This window comes from Vibrio sp. 10N.286.48.C11 (genome assembly GCF_041469805.1).
Lineage (GTDB): Bacteria > Pseudomonadota > Gammaproteobacteria > Enterobacterales > Vibrionaceae > Vibrio > Vibrio crassostreae_C.
In genome coordinates this window covers 1-1,055 of the sequence record NZ_JBFRLK010000173.1, presented here as the reverse complement: position 1 = coordinate 1,055, position 1,055 = coordinate 1, and the positions used below count along the sequence as shown (strand labels likewise).

The 1,055-nt window shown below is 47.3% G+C and carries 1 protein-coding gene; it reads left to right on the top strand.

Annotation, left to right across the window (positions count from 1 at the left end; genetic code table 11):
* A partial coding sequence (gene tuf, locus AB4209_RS22450) for an elongation factor Tu (RefSeq protein ID WP_137001546.1) occupies positions 1-1,055 on the top strand: 1,055 nt, incomplete at both ends.

Genomic DNA, 1,055 nt, shown 5'->3' with positions numbered 1-1,055 from the left:
GGTGTTGCTAAAGATTTCGCATCTATCGATAACGCTCCAGAAGAGCGTGAGCGCGGTATCACAATCGCAACTTCTCACGTTGAGTACGACACTCCAGCACGTCACTACGCACACGTAGACTGTCCAGGACACGCGGATTATGTTAAAAACATGATCACTGGTGCTGCACAAATGGACGGCGGTATCCTAGTTGTTGCTGCGACTGACGGCCCTATGCCTCAAACTCGTGAGCACATCCTACTTGGTCGTCAAGTTGGTATCCCTTACATCATCGTATTCATGAACAAATGTGACATGGTAGATGACGAAGAGCTACTTGAGCTAGTTGAGATGGAAGTTCGTGAACTTCTTTCTGAATACGACTTCCCAGGTGATGACCTACCAGTTATCCAAGGTTCTGCACTTGGCGCACTAAACGGCGAGAAGCAGTGGGAAGACAAGATCGTTGAGCTTGCAGAAGCACTAGATTCTTACATTCCTGAGCCAGAGCGTGCAGTTGACCAACCGTTCCTACTACCAATTGAAGATGTATTCTCAATTCAAGGTCGTGGTACTGTTGTAACTGGTCGTATCGAGCGCGGTATCCTACGTGTAGGTGACGAAGTAGAAATCGTTGGTATCAAAGAGACTACTCTTACTACTTGTACTGGTGTTGAAATGTTCCGTAAACTGCTTGACGAAGGTCGTGCAGGTGAGAACGTTGGTGCACTTCTACGTGGTACTAAGCGTGATGACGTTGAACGTGGTCAAGTACTTTCTGCGAAAGGTTCTATCAACCCACACACTAAGTTTGAGTCTGAAGTATACGTACTTTCTAAAGACGAAGGCGGCCGTCACACTCCTTTCTTCAAAGGTTACCGTCCACAGTTCTACTTCCGTACAACTGACGTAACAGGCGACATCACTCTACCAGAAGGCGTAGAAATGGTAATGCCAGGTGACAACGTTCAAATGACTGTTGAGCTAATCGCTCCAATCGCAATGGACGAAGGTCTACGTTTCGCAATCCGCGAAGGTGGCCGTACAGTTGGTGCTGGTGTTGTAGCTAAAATCTT